A 19,727-nucleotide genomic window follows, 5' to 3' on the forward strand; every position below is an offset into this window, starting at 1 on the left:
ATCGACGCATCGGACTTTCCAAAAATCGGTTTCGATTTTTGGGCCGATGCTTAGGCAACAGTTTCCGGCAAACATCATCGTGTGTGGCCGGATGGTATCATGCGGCCACCTTTCGTCTTGCTGGCTGCAAGGGCGCTCTCGACTCGACCGGGAGCTTTACCTAATTTGCGCGGCAATTCTCTAGGCGGCGGCGCATGAAAAAACTGATCCTGCTCATTCTCGGCTTGACGCTGGCGGCGACGCTGTTCGCGGCTGACGCGGCGACATTGGTGCCGGCGGGCAACCGCAATGTCGTGCAGCCTGACATACCGGGCGCCTCCAGCCGCCGCACCCAGGCCACCAACACCACCTTCCAGGCCAAATACCGCAAGGTCTACGCTCTGTTGCAGAACGACGCCGAATTGCGCGCCAAGATCAGGAAGGCGGCTGCCGCTTACGGCATCAACCCCTTGCACATCGTCGGCGCCATCGTCGGCGAGCACACCTACAATGTCGATGCCTACGACCGGCTGCAGACCTACTACGTCAAGGCGATCTCCTACCTCTCCAGCAAGCTGTCCTTCGCCTATGACGGCGAGGACATCACCGATTTCGTGCAGCGGCCGGAATTCAAGAAGTGCACAATGTCGGACAGCTACGACCTGTGGGAATGCCGCGAGCAGGTGTGGAACCGCTCCTTCCGCGGCAAGACCGTCGGCGGCACCAGCTTTCCCAACGACCGCTTCGGCGCCACCTTCTTCCAGCCCTATTATGCCGGCCAGACCTTTGGCCTCGGCCAGCTCAACCCGCTGACCGCGCTGCAGATGAGCGATCTCGTGCACAAGGTGTCGGGGCTGCCCGAACTCGATGTCGGCGATCCCAATGGGGTCTACAAGACCATCATGGATCCGGATCTGACATTGCCCTACGTCGCAGCGACGATCAGGAAGTCGATCGACGCCTACAAAAACATTGCCGGCTTCGACATCTCAGGCAATCCGGGGCTGACCGCCACGCTCTACAATGTCGGCAATCCCGAGCAGCGCGCCTATGCGCTGAAGGCTGAGAACGACAAGCGCCGCGCCGCGGGTGAGACGGTCAAGCTGCCGGAAGAGAATTATTACGGCTGGCTGGTCAACGACAAGCTGGACGAGCTGAAGGCGCTGTTTTAGTCCCTTTACCTTCCCCTTGTGGGGAGGTCGGACCGCAGGTCCGGGTGGGGGTCTGCGCCGCACCCCACCCCGCTGCTTCGCAGCGACTTGCCGGGGAGAGTCACGGGTCTCGCCCGTCCTTCGGACCCCCACAAGGGGGAGGGTAAACTCAAGCCGCCAGCAACGACTTCAACTTCACATCCTGCGACCCCAGCGCCTCCGGCGCCGGCTTTGCCCGTTTGGCGATCAGCATCTCGGCCAGCCTGATGTCGCGGGCCACCGCATTGCCGGGGCCGATGCCGCTCGCCGCCACCAGCCTGCCATCCTCGGCCAGGTGAAACAGAATGAAGGCGCCGCTTTCGAAGTCGCGGCGCACCGTGCTTTTGCCCTCGTCGGAAAGTCCGGCGATCTGCAGGCTGAGCCCATACTGATCCGACCAGAACCACGGCACCGCCGTATGTGCCTCGCCGGTGCCCAGCATATTCCTTGCCGCCAGCGCGCCCTGCTCCTGGGCATTGCGCCACGCCTCCAGCCGCACCCGCCGGCCGCCATAGACGGCGAGGGGAAATGAGCAGCAGTCGCCAGCGGCGAAAATATCGGGGTCGTTGGTGCGCAGCATGGCGTCGACGGCAATTCCGTTGTCGACGGTCAGACCCGCCTCGGCGGCAAGTCCGGTGACCGGCACGGCGCCGATGCCTATGACGGCGAGATCGGCGTCGATTGACCGTCCATCGGCGAGCATGATGCGGACCTCCGTCCCATCGTCGGCGATGGCTGCGATGCCTTGGCCAGTGAAGATACTCACCCCTTCGCTTTCATGCGCCTGATGGACGACTTCAGCGATCTCCGCCGGCACGCCACGCATCAGGATGCGTGGCTGCGCTTCGATGACGGTGACGGTGGCGCCGAGTTTGCGTGCTGCAGCCGCCAGTTCAAGGCCGATGAAACCGCCGCCGATGATGGCGATACGGTTTGCCGGGCTGAGGTGACTGCGAATGGCGAGTGCGTCGCCAAAGGTGCGGAGGTAGACGGTACGGGTGCCCAATCCGGGCATGGACAGCCTGCGCGGTGTCGAGCCGGTCGCCAGCAGCAGTTTGTCGTAGGGCAGGACCGAATCGTCCGACAGCCGCACCGCGTGTGCCGCACGGTCGATCGCCACGGCCTGGATGGAATGGATATGCCGGATGGATTTCTCGGCCAGCACTGCGTCGCTGGCGATCGCCTTGATTTCAGGCGCATCGCTGACCATCGCGTCTTTCGACAAAGGCGGCCGCTCATAGGGCAGATGCGGTTCGTCGCCGACCAGCGTCACCGGCCCGTCATAGCCGAGGTCGCGCAGCGCAAGCGCTGCTCGCCCGCCGCATTCGCCGGCGCCGATGATGACCATCCCCGCTTGCATCGCCATCAACCGATCCGGATCAGCACTTTGCCGGCCTCGACCTTCACCGGATAGGTCGCGAGGTTGACGCAGACCGGTGCGCCGCGTGCGGCGCCCGTCTTGTAATTGAAGCGGCCATTGTGCTTGGGGCATTCGATGATGTCGTCCATCACCAGCCCGTCGGCCAGATGCACCTTCTCGTGCGTGCAAAGCCCATCGGTGGCGAAATAGTCATCATCCGGGCTGCGATAGATGGCGAAGGTGCGGCCGCCATGATCGAAGCGCATCACATCCTCTTCATCGATGTCGCCGGCGGCGCAGGCCTCGACCCAGTCGCTCATTTGTTCCTCCTCAAAAGCAATTCCAGGAAAAGTGCGTTGCGGTTTTCCCGGGAAAAGCGCTTAGCGCTTTCCCGAGGGAATTGCGTTAAAACAAAGATTGTCATTCCGCCGCCGCGGCGGCGACGGCATCGCTATGGAATTCCTCACGGTACGGCCGCGCCGTTGGCGGCAGTTCGCGCTTGAGGAAATAGTCCTCGTTGCGCAGCTGGCGCAAAAAGGCCGGGATCATCTCGCGGTAGCCGGCCAGGATCGACGGCGTCGGCGCCGGCAGATCGTGCTTGATCAGCGCATGCAGTTTAGGCAGTGCATGATAGGGCACCATCGGGAACATGTGGTGTTCGACGTGATAGTTCATGTTCCAGTAGATGAAGCGGCTGACCGGGTTCATGTAGACGGTGCGGCTGTTCAGCCGGTGGTCGATGACATTTTCCGCCAGCCCGCCATGCTGCAGCAGGCCAACCATGACATGATGCCAGGCGCCGTAGAGCCGGGGCAGCCCGACCAGCATCAGCGGCAGCCATGAACCGAAATACAGTGCGATCACGATGGTGACGGCATAGATCGCCGTCCAGATGCGGGCGATGCGAATGGCCTTAGGCTGCTCCTGTTCGGGGATAAAAGTCTTTTCCGCCGCGCTGATATTGCCGGCGGCATTGCGCAGCATGTCCGACATCGCATGCCAGGCATCCAGCACGCCGATAAAGCCAAGCGCGACCCGGAACAGATCCGGCGGCCGCATGACGGAGATTTCCGGGTCGCGGCCGACGATGATGGTGTCGGTGTGGTGGCGGGTGTGGCTCCAGCGCCAGGTCACCGGATTGCGCATGATCATGAAGCAGGCGATCTGGTAAACCGCGTCGTTCATCCACTGGGTGCGGAAGGCGGTGCCGTGGCCGCATTCGTGCCAGCGTGAGTCGGTGGAGGAGCCGTAGAGCACGCCATAGACGAAGAAGAACGGCACGCACCACCAGCTGCCCCAGAACCAGGCGCCGCCGGCGGCACTCAGGATCAGCGCGGCCAGCCAGATCGCGGTGTCGCGGATCGCCGGCCCGTCGGAGCGCTGCATCAGCTCCTTCATCTGCTTGCGCGGAATATCGGTGTGATACCACTCGGCCGCCGCCAGCCCGGTCTCGACGGCGAGCTTGGAATCGCGGCCCATCAGGCTGTAGTCGCGCCGAAACGGTAGTGTGGATAGTGTCGCTTCCATAGGGGCTGCCTCCGTCGGCCACAGCATCCGTCAGGACGGATATGTCCATTACAGGCGCTTGTGTCCGAGCGCAAAATAGCGCCATGCGGTGATAGTCTCAATATCACAAAGATAGTTTCTATCATTTTCCATCAGAACGATGTAAGCAGTTGCAGGCACTCATGCGGGACAGTCATGGCAAAACGGCCAACCATCACCGATCTGGCGCGCATCTCCGGCGTTAGCGTCGCCACTGTCGACAGGGTGCTGAACAACCGGCTGCCGGTGCGCGAGGAAACCGCGCGCCGCGTCTATGAGGCGGCGACCGGCATCGGCTACCACGCCGCCGGGCTGATCAAGCGGCGCATGCGCCAGGAATTGCCGGAATACCGCCTCGGCTTTCTGCTGCTGCGGGGCAATGATGTTTTTTACGGCGATTTCGCGAGGGAGCTAGAAATGGCGGTCTCGCAATCGCAGCGCTTCCGCGGCGTCGCCACCATCGATTTCGCCAGCTCGCTAGCCGCCGACGAGATCGCCGCCCAGATGCGCAAGCTGGCAGCGAAATCCAGAGCAATCGCCGTTGTCGGTCCGGACCATCCGACGCTGACGGCGGTCGTGGAGTCGCTGAAAGCGAGGGGGCAACCTGTCTTCTCGCTGCTGTCCGACTTTGCCGCTGGCATCCGTGAGGGATATGTCGGCCTCGACAATCGCAAGGTCGGTCGCACCGCGGCCTGGATGATCGCCAGGGCGGCAAAGAACCCCGGCAAGGTCGCCCTTTTCGTCGGCAGTCATCGCTTCCACGGCCATGAACTGCGCGAGATCGGATTTCGCTCCTTCTTCCGCGAACATGCGCCGGACTTCACGGTGATGGAAACGCTGGTCAATCTGGAAGCCAACCAGGTCACCCACGATGCGATGATCGATCTCCTGGTGCGGTATCCGGATCTTGCCGGCTGCTATGTCGCCGGCGGCGGCATGGAAGGCGCGGTCTCGGCGCTGCGGGCTGCGAAGCCCGCAAGCATGCCGGTGGTCGTCTGCAACGAGATCAACGCCGAATCGCGCGCGGCACTCGCCGACAACATCCTGACCATGGTGATCTCGACGCCGCTCGCCGCCTTGTGCCGCGAGCTTGTCGACCTGATGGCGCATTCCATCGAGGCCGGCGCCGCCAACGCGCCGGGCCAGACCTTTCTGCCCTTCGACATATATCTGCCGGAAAATATCTAACGCGTTGCCGCGCCGACCCGTTCGGCGCGGGCTCTCCGGCGATGATAGAATCTATCAGAGTCTGCCTTCAGACACGGCCTGTGCCGCTGCCGGCCTTGATTCGACGTGAAATTGCGGCGAGGCGACCGAAAATCCGCTTTCCGACTTAGGAATCGCTCTTGACGTCTCGCGAAAAAATGGAATAAATATTTCATCAGATTGGTATTTTGGTTCTTTCGTTCCGGAACATCTGTTTCAAACTGGGAGCCTGGCGTTCCATCGCTTGGACAAAACGCCATACGGAACAGGAAGGCATCAGGGAGAGATTCCTCGGGCTATCGGGGATTCCGGGTAGATCGGTGCAGCCGGACACCAATGTGGAGGAGAAACACAATGAAGAAACTGATTTTGGGCGTCGCCTTTGCGGCGCTGATGAGTTCGTCCGCTTTTGCCGCCAAGGTCGGCGTGTCGATGGCCAAGTTCGACGACAACTTCCTCACCGTGCTGCGCAACGGCATGATCGAGCAGGCCAAGGGCATGAGCGGCGTGGAACTGCAGGTCGAGGACGCGCAGAACGACGTCGCCAAGCAGCTCGACCAGATCAAGAACTTCGCCGCCTCGGGCGTCGACGCCATCATCGTCAACCCGGTCGACACCTCGGCCACGCAGGCGATGTCGGACGCCGCAGCCGCCGCCAAGATCCCGTTGGTCTATGTCAACCGCCAGCCGGTCAATGTCGACACGCTGCCGGACAACCAGGCCTTCGTCGCGTCGAACGAGGCCGATTCCGGCACGCTCGAGACCAAGGAAGTCTGCCGCCTGTTCACCGAGGCCGGCAAGAAGGAAGCCAATGTCTATGTCATCATGGGCGAGCTTTCCAACCAGGCCGCCGTGCAGCGCACCAAGGACATCGAAGAGGTGATCGCCACGCCGGAGTGCAGCTTCATCAAGATCATCGACAAGCAGACTTCGAACTGGAACCGCGACGAAGCGCAGAACCTGATGACCAACTGGCTGTCGACCGGCAAGCCGTTCGACGGCGTCATCGCCAACAATGACGAAAGCGCCATCGGCGCCATCCAGGCGATGAAGGCCGCCAACATCGACATGAAGACGGTGGTCGTCGGCGGTGTCGACGCCACGCAGGACGCGCTTGCCGCCATGCAGGCCGGCGACCTCGATGCCACCGTGTTCCAGGATGCGGCCGGCCAGGGCGCCGGCGCGCTCGACGCGGCACTGAAGCTCGCCAAGGGCGAGAAGGTCGAGCACAAGGTCTACGTGCCCTTCCAGCTGGTTACGCCGGCCAACATCGACAAGTTCCTGAAGAAGAACTGAGCCGGCAACTCACGCGTAAGCAATTCCAGGAAAAAGTGTGAAGCGGTTTTCCGTCCGGAATTGCGACAAACAAACAAGAGAGCGGCGCAACCGCGCCGCTCCCGTTTCCCCCACCGCCCTGAGGGGCGGAAGGGCAAATGCGGCCTCACGGAGGACAAGGCATGTCACAGACATCTCATGGCGTCGGCGGGGTCAGCTATGACGCGAAGAGGCGGACATGGCCGGCCGAATTCAACGTCTTCCTGGCGCTGGTCATTCTGGTCGTCATCTTCGAAATGATCGGCCGCATCTTTCTTGGCGACAGCTTCCTGTTCAACACGCGCGACAACGTCGCCGGGATCTTCAATGAGGCCCGCCTGCAGATCATCATCCTGCAGGTGTCGATCGTCGGCATCATCGCCATCGGCGTCACGCAGGTGATCATTTGCGGCGGCATCGACTTGTCCTCGGGCTCGATCGTCGGCGCCACCGCCATGATCGCCATGAGTTTTGCCCAGGTGGCGACGGTCAACGGTAACCCCAACCCCAAGGCGATGTTCCTGGCGCAAGGCTGGACCGACCTGCCGGTCATCGTGCCGGTGCTGGTCGCCATCGGCTGCGGTCTGCTCGCCGGTCTCGTCAACGGCTCCTTGATTGCATACACGCGCATTCCGCCGTTCATCGCCACGCTCGGCATGATGGTGACCGCGCGCGGCATTGCCAAATGGTGGTCCAAGGGTCAGCCGATCTCGTTTCCGACCGAAAGTTTCGCTGGTATCGGCAAGGGCCTGATGCCGGTCATCATCTTCCTGTCGCTGGCGGTGCTGTTCCAGCTGATCATGACCTACACACGCTACGGCAAGCACTGCTACGCCATCGGCTCCAACGAAGATGCCGCGCGCATGTCGGGCATCAAGATCGCCAACCACAAGATCCTCGTCTATGTCATTGCCGGCATCCTCGCCGCGCTGGCCGCCGTCGTGCTATCCTCCAAGAACCTGACGGCACAGTCCGGCATGGGCGTCATGTACGAGCTCGACGCCATCGCCATGGCGGTCATCGGCGGCGTCTCTTTGTCGGGCGGCCGCGGCTCGATCGTCGGCACCGTGATCGGCTCACTGATCTTCGGCGTCATCATTTCCGGCTTCACCTTCCTGCGCCTCGACGCCTACTATCAGGAGATGGTCAAGGGCGTGATCATCGTCGGCGCGGTCGTTCTCGACCAATGGCGCCAGCGCATGCGGGCATTGAGGGCTTGACCATGCCAGATATCTCCACGACAGACATCGTCCTGAAGACCGAAAACCTGACCAAACGCTATGGCGGCGTCCATGCGCTGGAAGGCGCGAATTTCGAGCTGCGCAAGGGCGAGCATGTCGCCATCATGGGCGACAATGGCGCCGGCAAATCCACCTTCGTGCGCCAGATCACCGCCGTCGAGCAGCGCACCAGCGGCCAGATCTGGTTCGACGGCAGGGAAGTGAATTTCGCCGGGCCGATCGAAGCGCGCACGGCGGGCATCGAGACCGTGTTCCAGAATCTGGCGCTGGCCGACGATCTCGACGTGCCGTCGAACCTGTTCCTCGGCCGCGAAAAGGTGCTTTTCAATCTCGGGCCGTTCTCGATCCTCGACCGCAAATACATGCGCAAGGCGACCGAGGCGGCGCTGATCCGCACGGCAGTGAAAATCCCCAATTTGTCCAACACCATTCGCCACATGTCGGGCGGCCAGCGCCAGTGCGTTGCGATCGCCCGGACCGCGACCTTCGCCTCCAAGCTGATCATCATGGACGAGCCGACGGCAGCCCTTGGCGTGCAGGAGACCGCGCAGGTCGAAAACATCATCCGCACGCTGAAGGACAATGGCGAACCGCTGATCCTGATCAGCCACAACATGCGCCAGGTGTTCGACCTGTGCGACCGTATCGTCGTCTTCCGGCGCGGCCGCATCGTCGCCAACCTGCGCAAGGAAAACACCGACGGCAACGACATCGTCTCCTACATCACCGGCGCCAAGACCGGGGAGGCGGAACTCGCGGCCTGAACAGGATGGTCATCCTGTTTTCTGGCGTGCTCCAAAAATTATCTTGCCACCTTTCTCAAAAGGAAGGTGGAGACACAACTCTCTCGAACCCATCCCCCTAGAGGAAATACCCCATGACTGTTCGTTTCGCCCTCCTCGGTGCCGGCCGCATCGGCAAGGTCCATGCCCGCGCCGTCGGCTCCAACCCGCAGGCCAGACTGGTGGCCGTTGCCGACGCTTTTGAAAAGGCTGCGACCGAGTTGGCAACCGCCTATGGCGCCGAAGTGCGCACCATCGACGCGATCGAGAAGGCCAAGGACGTCGACGCCGTGGTCATCTGCACGCCGACCGACACCCATGCCGATCTGATCGAGCGTTTCGCCAAGGCCGGCAAGGCGATCTTCTGCGAGAAGCCGATCGACCTCGACGTCAAGCGTGTCGAGAAATGCCTTGCCGTGGTCGACAAGGCCAAGGCGACGCTGATGGTCGGTTTCAACCGCCGCTTCGATCCGCATTTCGCCGCCGTGCGCAAGGCGATCGACGACGGCGCAATCGGCAAGGTCGAGATGGTCACCATCACTTCGCGCGATCCAGGTGCGCCGCCGGTCGACTACATCAAGCGCTCGGGCGGCATCTTTCGCGACATGACCATCCACGATTTCGACATGGCGCGCTTCCTGCTCGGCGAAGAGGTGGTCGCGGTCAGCGCCCATGCCTCGGTTCTGGTCGACAAGAAGATCGGTGAGGCTGGCGATTTCGATTCGGTCAGCGTCATCCTCGAAACCGCGTCCGGCAAGCAGGCCGTCATCTCCAATTCGCGCCGCGCCACCTATGGCTACGACCAGCGCATCGAGGTGCATGGCTCCAAGGGCATGGTCGCCGCCGAGAACCAGCGGCCGGTGTCGATCGAGGTCGCCAATGAGAAGGGCTATACGCGCCCGCCGCTGCACGACTTCTTCATGACCCGCTATCTCGACGCCTACGCCATCGAGATTGCCGCTTTCATCACTGCTGCAACCTCGGGCAAGAAGGCATCGCCGAGCGGCGCCGACGGCCTCGTGGCGCTGAAGCTGGCCGATGCCGCGCTGAAGTCGGCGAGATCAGGCAAGACCGTCCGTCTCGACAAGTAAGAACCGGAACCAAGGCACAGGAGCAGAGCGATGAGCACATCCGCCGATCGCAATTCGAAGACGCGCGCCATCGTCACCGGCGGCGCGCAAGGCATCGGCTTTGCCGTCGCCGAAGCGCTGGCCGACGAGGGCTGCAAAGCGCTGGCGCTCATCGGCCGCTCGCAGGAGAAGGGCGACAAGGCGGTCGCCCACTTCAAGAAGGCCGGCGTCGATGCGATCTTCATCAGCGCCGACGTCTCGAAAGTGGCGGACTGCAAGCGCGCGGTGGCAACCGCGATCTCGCATTTCGACACCATCAACGCGCTGGTCAACGCCGCCGCCACGTCCGCGCGTGGTTCACTTGTCGAAACTTCGGAAGAGGTGTTCGACCAGATTTTCCACACCAATGTGCGTGGTCCCTTCTTCCTGATGCAGGGCGTGGTGGCGCATCTGCTGGACAAGAAGGCGCCGGGCTCGATCGTCAACGTGCTCTCTATGTCGGCGCATTGCGGCCAGTCCTTCCTGGCGCCCTATTCATCGAGCAAGGGTGCACTGGCGACACTGACCAAGAACGTCGCCAACGCCTATCGCTCCAACCGCATCCGCTGCAACGCCGTTCTGCCGGGCTGGATGGACACCGAGGGCGAGGACATCGTGCAGAAGAAATGGCACGGTGCCTCCGACGACTGGCTGGCAAAGGCAGAGGCCGGCCAGCCCATGGGCCAACTGGTGAAGCCCGACCAACTGGCGCGGCTGATCAGCTACATGGCCAGCCCGCAATCCGGTGTCATGACCGGCTCGCTGGTCGACTATGACCAGAACGTCGCGGGGACCTCGCCGGAGTAGCTTCAAACCCTGTTGCAGCAACATCGCCATTCCCAGATAGTCATGATAGTCATGATAGTCACGAGGGATGCGATGCTAACGTCATCCAAAGGCACCAACTGGACGGTTGCCGGGGCAAAAGCCCGGCTCTCCGAGGTCATCGAGCGCGCGCAGTCCTCGCCGCAGACGATCACCAAGAACGGCAAACCAAGCGTGGTTGTCGTCTCGGCCGAGGAATGGCAGCGCAAGATCGCACGCAAGGGTACGCTTGCCGAGTTCCTGCTGGACTCGCCGCTGCGCGGCGCCGATCTCGACCTTGAACGTCAGCGCGACGAACCGCGTGACCTGCCGCGGTGAGACTGCTGCTCGACACGAATGTCCTGTCCGAGGTGACGAGGCCAGCGCCTGTCGCACGTGTCCTGGGCTGGCTGGACGAGCTTGATGAGGACCGCTCCTTCATCAGCGTAGTGTCGATCGCCGAGATCCGGCGCGGCGTCTCTCTGATGGATGAGGGCCGCAAACGCGAGGCGCTGGCCGAATGGCTCGCCCGGGACCTGCCCCAGCGCTTCGAACAGCGGGTTTTGCCGGTGGACGATGCGGTTGCCTTGCCTGGGGCGACCTGATGGGTCTTGCGAAGCGCCGCGGTCGTGGTCTGTCGTCGATGGACGGCCTGATCGCAGCCACTGCGATTGCGCACGAGCTCACCTTGGCAACGTGCAATACGAAAGATTTCGAAGGCTTTGGGCTTGAACTCTTCGATCCCTGGACCGCATGAGCCGCTCCGCGTTATACGTGTTGGCGATTGGCGAACCGCCGGCACTTCGTCATCCACGGGCGGAGCAAGGAGCGTGGCGACGCAGCGCAGACCCGAGGATCCACGCCGCGACTTCAGAGCGCTGCTACGGTCCAGAATTCTGCTCCGCCGCACTCCACGGCCCAGGTCACGGAATGGATCCCAGGGTCTCCGCGACGGAGCTTCGCTCCTGCTCCGCCCAGGGATGACGAAATCGCGAGGATTCGGCCCATCCCGAATTGTCTCCGCATACCCCACGTGACAAACACCCCCGCATCGACTATATGAGCCTCATGATCAACCTGACCGCCACCTATTGGTACTTTACGAGCTCGCTGGCGGCGGGAGGATTGCGCTCGATCTGAAGATTGCAGCAACAAGTCCGAACAGCCGCCAGACCTGGCGGCTTTTTTGTATCAGCCGGCAGGTCTCCTAAAAACAGGAGCAGAAAGCCGTGTTGACCACCACAGACGATCTTCGGGTCAAGGAAATCCGAGAATTGAGTACGCCGGACGAGGTGATGCGGGAGATCCCGCGCACGCTGACGGCAACGCGCACCGTGAGCGCATCACGCAACGCCACCCATGCCATCTTGAACGGCACCGACGACCGGCTGCTTGTCATCGTCGGCCCGTGTTCGATCCACGACCCGGTCGCGGCCGTTGACTATGCCAGCCGGCTAGTGGCGCTGCGCGAGACCCTGTCCGACCGGTTGGAGATCGTCATGCGGGTCTATTTCGAAAAGCCGCGCACGACTGTCGGCTGGAAGGGCCTTATCAACGACCCCGATCTCGACGGCAGCTTCAACATCGACAAGGGGCTGCGGATGGCGCGCAACGTGCTGTCGGCGGTCAACAATCTCGGCCTGCCCTCGGCCACCGAATTTCTCGACATGACGACGCCGCAATACATTGCCGACCTCGTCGCCTGGGGCGCCATCGGCGCGCGCACCACCGAGAGCCAGATCCACCGCGAACTGGCTTCCGGCCTGTCCTGCCCGGTCGGCTTCAAGAACGGTACCGACGGCAATCTCAGGATCGCCGCCGAGGCGGTGAAATCCGCCGCCCAGCCGCATCATTTCATGGCGGTGACCAAGGGCGGACGCAGCGGCATTGCGACTACTACCGGCAATGAGGACTGCCACGTCATCCTGCGCGGCGGCGTTCAGCCGAATTACGATGCGGCGAGCGTCGAGGCGGCCTCGGTCGAACTTGCCCGCATCGGCGTCGCCCCCCGTCTGATGATCGATGTCAGCCACGCGAACTCGAGCAAGAAGCCGGAGAACCAGCCGAAGGTGGCGGCCGATGTCGCCGGCCAGGTGGCAGCAGGGGACGAGCGTATCATCGGCGTCATGATCGAGAGCAATCTCGTCGCCGGCCGGCAGGACGTGGTATCAGGCAAGCCGCTCGTCTATGGCCAGAGCATCACAGATGGCTGCATAGACTGGGCGACCACAGAGACGGTGCTGCACGGCCTCGCCGGCGCCGTAGAATGGCGCCGCTCAGCCCGCCGCGCCATGATGGAGAACCGGCCGGGCGCCGCCTGATACGAGGCGATGCGCGGGAAGGACGCTGCGGCTCCCTTGCACCCCGGCAACCGGTCTGCTAGATACTGAACCATATGGTTCAGTATACCGACTTGGATTCCTCGTTCGCCGCGCTCTCGGACGCCACCCGGCGTGGCGTTCTGGAGCAGCTCGGACGCGCAGACGCTTCGATCACCGAGCTTGCCGGAAAGTTCCACATGACCCTCACGGGCATGAAGAAGCACGTCGGCGTCCTGGAGCAGGCGGGGCTCGTCACCACGCAGAAGGTTGGCCGCGTGCGGACCTGCAAGCTCGGCCTGCGCGGACTGGAGGAAGAGGCGGCCTGGATCGAGCGGCACCGCCTGCTCTGGGACGCACGCTTCAACGAGTTGGACAAGGTTGTCGAGGAATTGAAACGGAAGGAGAAAGCCGATGCGCCAAAGAACCGAGAGTGAGCCCACGAACAGCCGCACCACGGTCGAACGGAAGTCCGAGCGCGAGCTGGTCGTCACGCGAACAGTCAACGGTCCGGCGCGCATCGTGTTCGAGGCGTGGACCAAGCCCGAGCTGTTCAAGCAGTGGTGGGTGCCGAAGTCGATGGGCATGTTCCTGCGTTCCTGCGAGATGGATGCTCGTACCGGAGGCACGTACCGCCTGGTGTTCGGCCACGACGCCTCGGACCTTCACGAATTCTTCGGCAGGTATATCGAAGTGACACCCCACTCACGCCTCGTCTGGACCAATGACGAAGGTGGTGACGGTGGACCCGTCACCACGCTGACCTTCGAGGAAAAGGGTGGCAAGACGCTGCTGGTCATGCACGAACTCTATCCCTCGAAGGAGGCTCTCGACGCGGCCGGTACCGGGGCGGCGGATGCGATGGGCGAGACGTTCGAGCAATTGGACGAGCTTCTCGTCGTCTTGGGCGAGGGCGTGAGGCGGTCATGACGTCATCGGTCTCGCGGACGGGGTAGCTGCCGCCCTCGACGACGAAAAGACCGGGACAGTGATCCGCAAGCGCCGCGCCGAGGCGAAGAAACGCGGCGTCATCGCTTGATCGGGATCACGCTGCCCTCAACCCTTCCCATGCCGTAAACACCGAGACCGCAAACAGCAGCAGTCCGGCCGCCCGGCCCGCAAAAGCGGTCGCCCGCGGATTGGCCACCAGCAGATTGCGGCTGCGGCCGGCGGTGATGGCGAGCCCGCCATAGATGGCGGCCTGCGTCAGCATCGTCAGCAAGCCCATGACCGTCGCCTGCATCCAGATCGGGCCGTAATCCGGCTTCAGGAACTGCGGATAGACGGCAAATATGAAGAGATAGGCCTTCGGGTTGATCAGGCAGGTCACCAGTCCCTGGCGAAAGGCCTTCCAGGCCGTACGGCTGCCGGCGGGCCCGTCATGGCCGACGGTGATGGAACTGCGCATCAGCGAGATGCCGATGAAGGCCATGTAGGCGGCGCCGGCTATCAGCAGCGGCTTGTACAGGATTGGTACGAAATGCATCAGCAGGCCGACGCCGATGGCGCCGTTCAGCGTGTGCACGATGCCGCCGACCATGATGCCGCCCGTGGCGGCGAGGCCCCGGTCGCGGCCGCCGGTGAGCGCATTGGCCAGCACGAACAGCATGTCCATGCCGGGCACGATGATGATGCCGGACAGCAGGATAAAGAACAGCCAGAGATTTTCCGCGTAACTCATGTCAGTTACTTGTCGCTTCCTGCTGGGGTGCCGTTAAGGAATTTGTTGATTTTCAAGCTGATAGGCAGTCCAATAAATCACCCCAACTGACGGGGATGTGTCAGTAGCGTTTCATCAGGGAGAGGAAATGCGCAAGGCGTCGCGCCTGTTCGAGATCATCCAGATCCTGCGGCTGGCGCGGCAGCCGGTGACGGCGGCGATGATCGCCGGGCAGCTGGAAGTCACGGTGCGTTCGATCTATCGCGACATCGCCGCACTGCAGGCGATGCGCGTGCCGATCGAAGGCGGGCGTGGCATCGGCTATATATTGCGGCCCGGCTTCGACCTGCCACCGCTGATGTTCTCAATCGAGGAGATGGAGGCGATCGTCCTGTCGCTGGCGCTGCTGGAGCGCACGGGAGACAGCGAACTCAAGCAGGCGGCCAAGCGCGTCAGCGCCAAGATCGCCGGCGCCGTGCCGCCGCCACTACGCCAGGCGTTCGACGCCAACGCACTGCATGTCTGGGGGTTCGCTGCACCGGCAATCGGCACCATCGATCTGGCGCTTGTGCGCCGCGCCATCCGCGACGAGGAAAAGCTCGACCTGTCCTATCGCGACGAAATCGGCCGCGCCTCCGAGCGGCTGATCCGTCCAATCGCGCTGATCTACTATTCAGAAACCGCCAACATCGTCGCCTGGTGTGAACTGCGCCAGGCCATCCGCAATTTCCGCAGCGACCGCATCGAGGCTTGCCAGCCGACCGGCCTGCGCTTCAAGGGCGAAGGCGATCGCCTGCGGCAGGTCTGGGTCAATGGCTGGGAGGCGAACGCTGTCGCTGGCGGCTGAAGCGAGCGGATCTTACCGCACATCCACCCAGCGCTTCTCCTCGAACGACCTCGCCATCGCGTGAACGGTGCGCTCGATCTCCAGCCCTTCGGCAAATTCGATGACCCGTGCCGGCTTGCCGGCAAGCCGCGTCAGCAATTCGTGGCACTCGATGATCTTGAGGTCGTTGAAACCGAGCCCATGGCCCGGCGCCGGGAGGAAGGCGTCGTAAGGCTTGTGGTGCGGCGCCACCAATATGGTGCGGTAGCCCTGTTCGGTCGGGCGATCGGCGGTGACGTAGAGCTGGATTTCGTTCATCCGCTCCTGGTCGAACAGGATCGATCCTTTGGAGCCGAAAATCTGTATGGCGATGCGGCCCTTGCGGCCCCAGGCCGAGCGGTTGACCAGCAGCGTGCCGGCAATGCCGTTTTCCAGATGCATCAAAACGCTGGCGATGTCGTAGGTCTCCACCGCACGGCGGCCGCCGCCGGCCAGCTTGCGGTCGGCATAGGGCTTGGCCATGTCGCAGATGACTTTTGCGACGCGGCCGAACAGTGTCGAGACCAGCGACAGCGGATGCACGGCGAAATCGTCGAGCGCGCCATAGCCGGAAGCAGCCTCGTGCTTCCAGAAGAACAGCGCTTCCGGGTCGGCCATGAAGTCCTCGTCCATCTCGATGCGCAGATGGTTGACCTCGCCGATGATCTTTTCCTCGAGCAGCGCACCGATGTGGCGAATGGCCGGGCTCTGTATGTAGTTGTAGCCAAGGGCTGCGACCTTGCCGGATTTCCTGGCAGCGGCCGCCATCGCCGCTGCTTCGGCAAAGCTCGGCGCCATCGGCTTCTCGCACCACAGATGCTTGCCGGCTTCGAGGACGGCGATGGCCATCTCCGGATGGAACTGATTGGGCGTGGTCAGCGAGACGATATCGACCTCGGGGTCGTTGACGACGGCACGCCAGTCGCCCGACGCCTTGGCGAAGCCGAACTCGCCGGCCTTACGCTTGGCCAGCTCCTCGTTGACCTCGCCGAGATGGACCAGCTTCGGCTTGGCGACATCGGGAAAGACGGCGCCGACGGCGCTCCACGCAATGGCGTGGCATTTGCCCATGAAACCCGTGCCGATAAGACCAACGCCGACCATTTCTTTCTCCCAATACCTGAAGCGATCGATGGATGAATTAGTCCATTTATTCTCCGAATGGAATGTCTGCCTCATTTTTTATGGCCTTCTTGCGCAGGCTCGCTATGATGGGGCAGAGAGGACGTCACTTGAGTTAAAGAGAGCATGATGTCGTCCGAAACCGATGCACTCTTTTCGGCATCATGCTCTAATGCATGTCGCCCAGAAGTGTGCCGCGGTTCTGGGACAACGGCATGCATCAAAACAAAGACTTAAAGCGCATCGCACGAATCCGTTCACCGCGACGCGCTTTAGGTGAGCTTGGACGGGGCGACGATGGACGAACGGGTACCTCGCGACTTCGAGACGCTGCGCGCCACGATCCTCGATCGCCGTGAAACCTTGCCCAAGCGCATCGCCCAGATCGCCGCCTATGCGCTCGACAATCCCGATGACATCGCCTTCGGCACCGCCGCCAGCATCGCCGCTTCGGCGGGCGTGCAGCCGTCCACCTTGATCCGCTTTGCCCAGCAACTAGGCTTTGACGGCTTCACCAGCCTGCAGCAGGTGTTTCGCGAGCGGCTGCGCGAGCGCAATTCCTCTTATGACGAACGCCTGCAGGCGCTGCGCGCCAAGGCCGATGCGGGTGCTGGACACCGAGCCATCTTCGACGGCTTCGTCGCCGCCGCCAGCACTTCGCTCAACGACATCTCACGCTCGCTGGACGAGGCGCATCTGGAAGACGCGATCTCGCTGCTGGCCAAGGCCGAGACCATCTATGTCCTGGCCAAGCGCCGCTCCTACCCGGTGGCGAGCTACATTGCCTATGCCTTGGGCAAGCTGAAGATCCGCAACCAGCTGATCGAATCCGCCGCCGGCCTCAATGCCGAGATGGTCGCCTTCGCCACCCCGGCGGACGCCGTCATCGCCATCAGCTTCTCGCCCTACGCACCGGCCACCATCGAGGAAGCCCGCACCATTTCCGAACAGGGCGTGCCGATCGTCGCCATCACCGACAGTTCGTTTTCGCCACTCGCCCAGTTCGCCAAGGTCTGGTTCGAGGTCGCCGAGGCCGATTTCGCCGGCTTCCGCTCGCTGTCGGCCACCATGGCGCTGGCCATGGCGCTCACCGTCGGCGTCGGCGAGAAGCGGCGCAGCACGGGCAAGAAGCGCAAAGCCTAGGCCGGCGCCCGGCGCTCGAATTCGCGGAAGGAATGCTCATTCCATATTGACTATAGATTGGAATTATTATTTCATATTCCCGGCGCCACGCTGCCGCTCGCGCGTGTCCCCCAACTACGTTGCTCAAGACAACAAGACCGACGGGAGGTTCCAATGAGCGAAGCCGTGGACGCCAAACAGGCGACGCTCGATGTCATCACCATCGGTCGCGCTTCCGTCGACCTTTACGGCCAGCAGATCGGCTCGCGGCTGGAGGACATCACCTCCTTTGCCAAATCGGTCGGCGGCTGCCCGGCCAACATCTCGGTTGGCACGGCGAGACTAGGCCTGCGCTCGGCGCTGCTCACCCGCGTCGGCGACGAGCAGATGGGCCGCTTCATCCGCGAGCAGCTGCGGCGCGAAGGCGTCAATGTCGACGGGCTGAAGACCGACAAGGAACGGCTGACGGCTCTGGTGCTGCTTTCGGTCGAGAGCGAAGGCGTCTCGCCGATGATCTTTTATCGCAGCGACTGCGCCGACATGGCGCTCGCCGAAGAAGACATCGATGAAGCCTTCATCGCCTCGGCCCGTTCCATCGTCGTTACCGGCACGCATTTTTCCCGACCCAACAGCGACGCCGCCCAGCGCAAGGCGATCCGCATCATCAAGGCCAGGGGCGGCAAGGTGGTGTTCGACATCGACTACCGCCCCAACCTCTGGGGCCTCGCCGGCCATGCCGAAGGTTTTGAGCGCTATGTCAAATCCGACCGCGTCTCGGCCCAGCTGAAGACGGTGCTGCCCGATTGCGACCTCATCGTCGGCACCGAGGAAGAGATCATGATCGCCTCGGGCGCCGACGATTGCCTGAGTGCGTTGAAGACCATCCGCGCTCTGTCCTCGGCGACCATCGTCTTGAAGCGCGGCGCCATGGGTTGCATCGTCTATGACGGGCCGATCAGCGACGATCTGGAAGACGGTATCGTCGGCAAGGGCTTTCCGATCGAGATCTACAATGTGCTGGGCGCGGGTGATGCCTTCATGTCCGGTTTTCTACGCGGCTGGCTCGGTGGCGAAAACCTGGCAACGGCGGCGACCTGGGCCAATGCCTGCGGCGCCTTCGCCGTGTCGCGGCTGCTCTGCGCGCCGGAATATCCGACCTTCGAGGAATTGCAGTTCTTCCTCAAGAACGGCAGCAAGCACTTAGCGTTGCGCAAGGACGAGGCGATCAACCACATCCATTGGGCGACGACCCGCCGCCGCGATATCCCCTCGATGATGGCGCTCGCCTGCGACCACCGTGTGCAGCTTGAGGACGTCGCGGCAAAGACCGGCGCCGATCCGGCGCGCATCCGCGATTTCAAGGTGCTGGCGGTCAAGGCTGCGGCGAAAGTCGCCGCCGGCCGCGACGGCTATGGCATGCTGATCGACGAGAAGCATGGCCGCGAAGCGATGTTCGAATTCGCCCGCCACCCCTTTGCCTGGCTCGGCCGTCCCGTCGAACTGCCGGGCTCGCGGCCGCTGCGCTTCGAGTTCTCGCAGGACATCGGCTCGCAACTGGTGGAATGGCCGGTCGACCACTGCATCAAATGCCTGTGCTTCTATCACCCCGACGATCCGGCAGCGCTCAAGGAAGAGCAGCAGCAGAAGCTGCGCTCGCTGTTCGAAGCCGCGCGGAAGGTCGGCCGGGAGCTTCTGGTCGAGATCATCGCCGGCAAGCACGGCAAGCTCGACGAAACGACCATCCCGCGCGCCCTGGAAGAACTCTATGCGCTTGGCATCAAGCCGGACTGGTGGAAGCTCGAACCGCAGGCGTCGGCCGGCGCCTGGGCCAAGATCGAAGCGGTGATCCTGAAGCATGATCCGTGGTGCCGCGGCGTCGTGCTGCTGGGTCTCGAAGCGCCGCAGGACGAACTGGAAGCGGCCTTTGCCGCCACCGCCAAGGCGCCGATCGTCAAGGGCTTTGCCGTCGGCCGCACCATCTTCGTCCACGCCGCGGAACAATGGCTGGCCGGCAAGATGACGGATGACGAGGCTATCGCCGACATGGCCGCGCGCTTCGAACAGTTGACCGAAGCGTGGCTTGCCGCGCGTGGCCGTAAAGCAGCATAAA

Annotated in this window: 19 protein-coding genes and 1 pseudogene; 15 read left to right on the top strand and 5 right to left on the bottom strand. The window is 62.8% G+C overall.

From position 1 onward, the window contains the following. The first annotated feature begins 194 nt into the window (after positions 1 to 194). Entirely contained in the window at positions 195 to 1,151 is a 957-nt protein-coding gene (locus NKH54_RS21760; protein WP_023739746.1) for a DUF1402 family protein, read from the top strand. Positions 1,152 to 1,299: 148 nt separating this feature from the next. Here NKH54_RS21760 and NKH54_RS21765 read toward each other — a convergent pair whose 3' ends face one another. The 3 genes from NKH54_RS21765 to NKH54_RS21775 all read right to left on the bottom strand — a co-directional run bounded on the left by NKH54_RS21765 (position 1,300) and on the right by NKH54_RS21775 (position 4,056). Continuing rightward, on the bottom strand, positions 1,300 to 2,535 hold the full coding sequence (locus tag NKH54_RS21765) for an NAD(P)/FAD-dependent oxidoreductase (RefSeq protein ID WP_352543724.1): 1,236 nt from the start codon (positions 2,533 to 2,535) through the stop codon (positions 1,300 to 1,302). After that, positions 2,535 to 2,849, bottom strand: coding sequence for a MocE family 2Fe-2S type ferredoxin (locus NKH54_RS21770; protein ID WP_023828815.1), 315 nt, complete (start codon positions 2,847 to 2,849; stop codon positions 2,535 to 2,537). The genes NKH54_RS21765 and NKH54_RS21770 overlap by 1 nt, the downstream gene beginning before the upstream one ends. Positions 2,850 to 2,949: 100 nt before the next feature. After that, positions 2,950 to 4,056: a fatty acid desaturase family protein gene (locus NKH54_RS21775; protein WP_353028855.1), complete on the bottom strand. Its 1,107-nt coding sequence runs from the start codon at positions 4,054 to 4,056 to the stop codon at positions 2,950 to 2,952. 174 nt (positions 4,057 to 4,230) lie between these two features. Between NKH54_RS21775 and NKH54_RS21780 the strand changes: the two genes are divergently transcribed. From NKH54_RS21780 to NKH54_RS21830, 11 genes and pseudogenes are all read left to right on the top strand, one after another. Further along, on the top strand, positions 4,231 to 5,262 hold the full coding sequence (locus NKH54_RS21780) for a LacI family DNA-binding transcriptional regulator (protein ID WP_023672329.1): 1,032 nt from the start codon (positions 4,231 to 4,233) through the stop codon (positions 5,260 to 5,262). 372 nt (positions 5,263 to 5,634) lie between these two features. Next, positions 5,635 to 6,576, top strand: a complete 942-nt coding sequence (locus NKH54_RS21785) for a sugar ABC transporter substrate-binding protein (protein WP_023684065.1) — start codon at positions 5,635 to 5,637, stop codon at positions 6,574 to 6,576. A gap of 161 nt (positions 6,577 to 6,737) precedes the next feature. Beyond that, entirely contained in the window at positions 6,738 to 7,814 is a 1,077-nt protein-coding gene (locus NKH54_RS21790) for an ABC transporter permease (RefSeq protein ID WP_023687413.1), read from the top strand. A 2-nt stretch (positions 7,815 to 7,816) separates the two neighbouring features. Further along, positions 7,817 to 8,599 carry an ATP-binding cassette domain-containing protein gene (locus NKH54_RS21795; RefSeq protein WP_027049093.1) on the top strand — a complete coding sequence of 261 codons (783 nt, stop codon included), beginning with the start codon at positions 7,817 to 7,819 and terminating at the stop codon, positions 8,597 to 8,599. 113 nt (positions 8,600 to 8,712) lie between these two features. Next, the gene (gene iolG / locus NKH54_RS21800; RefSeq protein ID WP_023702088.1) at positions 8,713 to 9,708 is read left to right on the top strand and encodes an inositol 2-dehydrogenase; all 996 of its coding nucleotides are present in this window, start codon (positions 8,713 to 8,715) and stop codon (positions 9,706 to 9,708) included. Between the two features lie 30 nt (positions 9,709 to 9,738). Further along, complete coding sequence (locus NKH54_RS21805) at positions 9,739 to 10,533, top strand: SDR family oxidoreductase (protein WP_023702089.1); 795 nt, start codon at positions 9,739 to 9,741, stop codon at positions 10,531 to 10,533. Between the two features lie 72 nt (positions 10,534 to 10,605). Then, a complete protein-coding gene (locus NKH54_RS21810; protein WP_023702090.1) occupies positions 10,606 to 10,869 on the top strand; it encodes a type II toxin-antitoxin system Phd/YefM family antitoxin in 264 nt (87 codons plus the stop codon). Beyond that, positions 10,866 to 11,287 (top strand): annotated as a pseudogene (locus tag NKH54_RS21815) (type II toxin-antitoxin system VapC family toxin). The gene NKH54_RS21810 and the pseudogene NKH54_RS21815 overlap by 4 nt, the downstream one beginning before the upstream one ends. Positions 11,288 to 11,759: 472 nt before the next feature. After that, positions 11,760 to 12,851 carry a 3-deoxy-7-phosphoheptulonate synthase gene (locus tag NKH54_RS21820; protein ID WP_023695981.1) on the top strand — a complete coding sequence of 364 codons (1,092 nt, stop codon included), beginning with the start codon at positions 11,760 to 11,762 and terminating at the stop codon, positions 12,849 to 12,851. Between the two features lie 74 nt (positions 12,852 to 12,925). Next, positions 12,926 to 13,285, top strand: coding sequence for an ArsR/SmtB family transcription factor (locus NKH54_RS21825; protein WP_023672338.1), 360 nt, complete (start codon positions 12,926 to 12,928; stop codon positions 13,283 to 13,285). Then, entirely contained in the window at positions 13,263 to 13,778 is a 516-nt protein-coding gene (locus NKH54_RS21830; protein WP_023702091.1) for an SRPBCC domain-containing protein, read from the top strand. Before NKH54_RS21825 ends, NKH54_RS21830 begins: the two co-directional genes overlap by 23 nt. Positions 13,779 to 13,893: 115 nt before the next feature. Here NKH54_RS21830 and NKH54_RS21835 read toward each other — a convergent pair whose 3' ends face one another. Further along, the gene (locus NKH54_RS21835; protein ID WP_023672340.1) at positions 13,894 to 14,529 is read right to left on the bottom strand and encodes a LysE family translocator; all 636 of its coding nucleotides are present in this window, start codon (positions 14,527 to 14,529) and stop codon (positions 13,894 to 13,896) included. A gap of 127 nt (positions 14,530 to 14,656) precedes the next feature. Here NKH54_RS21835 and NKH54_RS21840 point away from each other — a divergent pair, with 127 nt between their 5' ends. Continuing rightward, positions 14,657 to 15,355 (top strand): helix-turn-helix transcriptional regulator, encoded by a 699-nt coding sequence (locus NKH54_RS21840; RefSeq protein ID WP_023821754.1) that lies wholly within the window; start codon positions 14,657 to 14,659, stop codon positions 15,353 to 15,355. A 12-nt stretch (positions 15,356 to 15,367) separates the two neighbouring features. Here the strand turns inward: NKH54_RS21840 and NKH54_RS21845 are convergent, their stop codons facing one another. After that, on the bottom strand, positions 15,368 to 16,477 hold the full coding sequence (locus tag NKH54_RS21845; protein ID WP_352653231.1) for a Gfo/Idh/MocA family protein: 1,110 nt from the start codon (positions 16,475 to 16,477) through the stop codon (positions 15,368 to 15,370). A 315-nt stretch (positions 16,478 to 16,792) separates the two neighbouring features. Here NKH54_RS21845 and NKH54_RS21850 point away from each other — a divergent pair, with 315 nt between their 5' ends. Beyond that, a complete protein-coding gene (locus NKH54_RS21850; RefSeq protein ID WP_352765594.1) occupies positions 16,793 to 17,638 on the top strand; it encodes a MurR/RpiR family transcriptional regulator in 846 nt (281 codons plus the stop codon). A 153-nt stretch (positions 17,639 to 17,791) separates the two neighbouring features. After that, complete coding sequence (locus NKH54_RS21855; RefSeq protein ID WP_353028856.1) at positions 17,792 to 19,726, top strand: bifunctional 5-dehydro-2-deoxygluconokinase/5-dehydro-2-deoxyphosphogluconate aldolase; 1,935 nt, start codon at positions 17,792 to 17,794, stop codon at positions 19,724 to 19,726. Position 19,727 lies beyond the last annotated feature (1 nt).

The organism is Mesorhizobium sp. M1004, from assembly GCF_040318795.1.
Taxonomy (GTDB): Bacteria; Pseudomonadota; Alphaproteobacteria; order Rhizobiales; family Rhizobiaceae; genus Mesorhizobium.

What these genes read in the sequence shown, in the direction of transcription:
- NKH54_RS21785 (WP_023684065.1), top strand. Translation starts at nt 5,635, where the DNA reads ATGAAGAAACTGATTTTGGGCGTCGCCTTTGCGGCGCTGATGAGTTCG.
- NKH54_RS21790 (WP_023687413.1), top strand. Translation starts at nt 6,738, where the DNA reads ATGTCACAGACATCTCATGGCGTCGGCGGGGTCAGCTATGACGCGAAG.
- NKH54_RS21850 (WP_352765594.1), top strand. Translation starts at nt 16,793, where the DNA reads ATGGACGAACGGGTACCTCGCGACTTCGAGACGCTGCGCGCCACGATC.
- NKH54_RS21845 (WP_352653231.1), bottom strand. Translation starts at nt 16,477, where the DNA reads ATGGTCGGCGTTGGTCTTATCGGCACGGGTTTCATGGGCAAATGCCAC.
- NKH54_RS21805 (WP_023702089.1), top strand. Translation starts at nt 9,739, where the DNA reads ATGAGCACATCCGCCGATCGCAATTCGAAGACGCGCGCCATCGTCACC.
- NKH54_RS21770 (WP_023828815.1), bottom strand. Translation starts at nt 2,849, where the DNA reads ATGAGCGACTGGGTCGAGGCCTGCGCCGCCGGCGACATCGATGAAGAG.
- NKH54_RS21825 (WP_023672338.1), top strand. Translation starts at nt 12,926, where the DNA reads ATGGTTCAGTATACCGACTTGGATTCCTCGTTCGCCGCGCTCTCGGAC.
- NKH54_RS21775 (WP_353028855.1), bottom strand. Translation starts at nt 4,056, where the DNA reads ATGGAAGCGACACTATCCACACTACCGTTTCGGCGCGACTACAGCCTG.
- NKH54_RS21830 (WP_023702091.1), top strand. Translation starts at nt 13,263, where the DNA reads ATGCGCCAAAGAACCGAGAGTGAGCCCACGAACAGCCGCACCACGGTC.
- NKH54_RS21780 (WP_023672329.1), top strand. Translation starts at nt 4,231, where the DNA reads ATGGCAAAACGGCCAACCATCACCGATCTGGCGCGCATCTCCGGCGTT.
- NKH54_RS21765 (WP_352543724.1), bottom strand. Translation starts at nt 2,535, where the DNA reads ATGGCGATGCAAGCGGGGATGGTCATCATCGGCGCCGGCGAATGCGGC.
- iolG (WP_023702088.1), top strand. Translation starts at nt 8,713, where the DNA reads ATGACTGTTCGTTTCGCCCTCCTCGGTGCCGGCCGCATCGGCAAGGTC.
- NKH54_RS21810 (WP_023702090.1), top strand. Translation starts at nt 10,606, where the DNA reads ATGCTAACGTCATCCAAAGGCACCAACTGGACGGTTGCCGGGGCAAAA.
- NKH54_RS21855 (WP_353028856.1), top strand. Translation starts at nt 17,792, where the DNA reads ATGAGCGAAGCCGTGGACGCCAAACAGGCGACGCTCGATGTCATCACC.
- NKH54_RS21835 (WP_023672340.1), bottom strand. Translation starts at nt 14,529, where the DNA reads ATGAGTTACGCGGAAAATCTCTGGCTGTTCTTTATCCTGCTGTCCGGC.
- NKH54_RS21760 (WP_023739746.1), top strand. Translation starts at nt 195, where the DNA reads ATGAAAAAACTGATCCTGCTCATTCTCGGCTTGACGCTGGCGGCGACG.
- NKH54_RS21840 (WP_023821754.1), top strand. Translation starts at nt 14,657, where the DNA reads ATGCGCAAGGCGTCGCGCCTGTTCGAGATCATCCAGATCCTGCGGCTG.
- NKH54_RS21795 (WP_027049093.1), top strand. Translation starts at nt 7,817, where the DNA reads ATGCCAGATATCTCCACGACAGACATCGTCCTGAAGACCGAAAACCTG.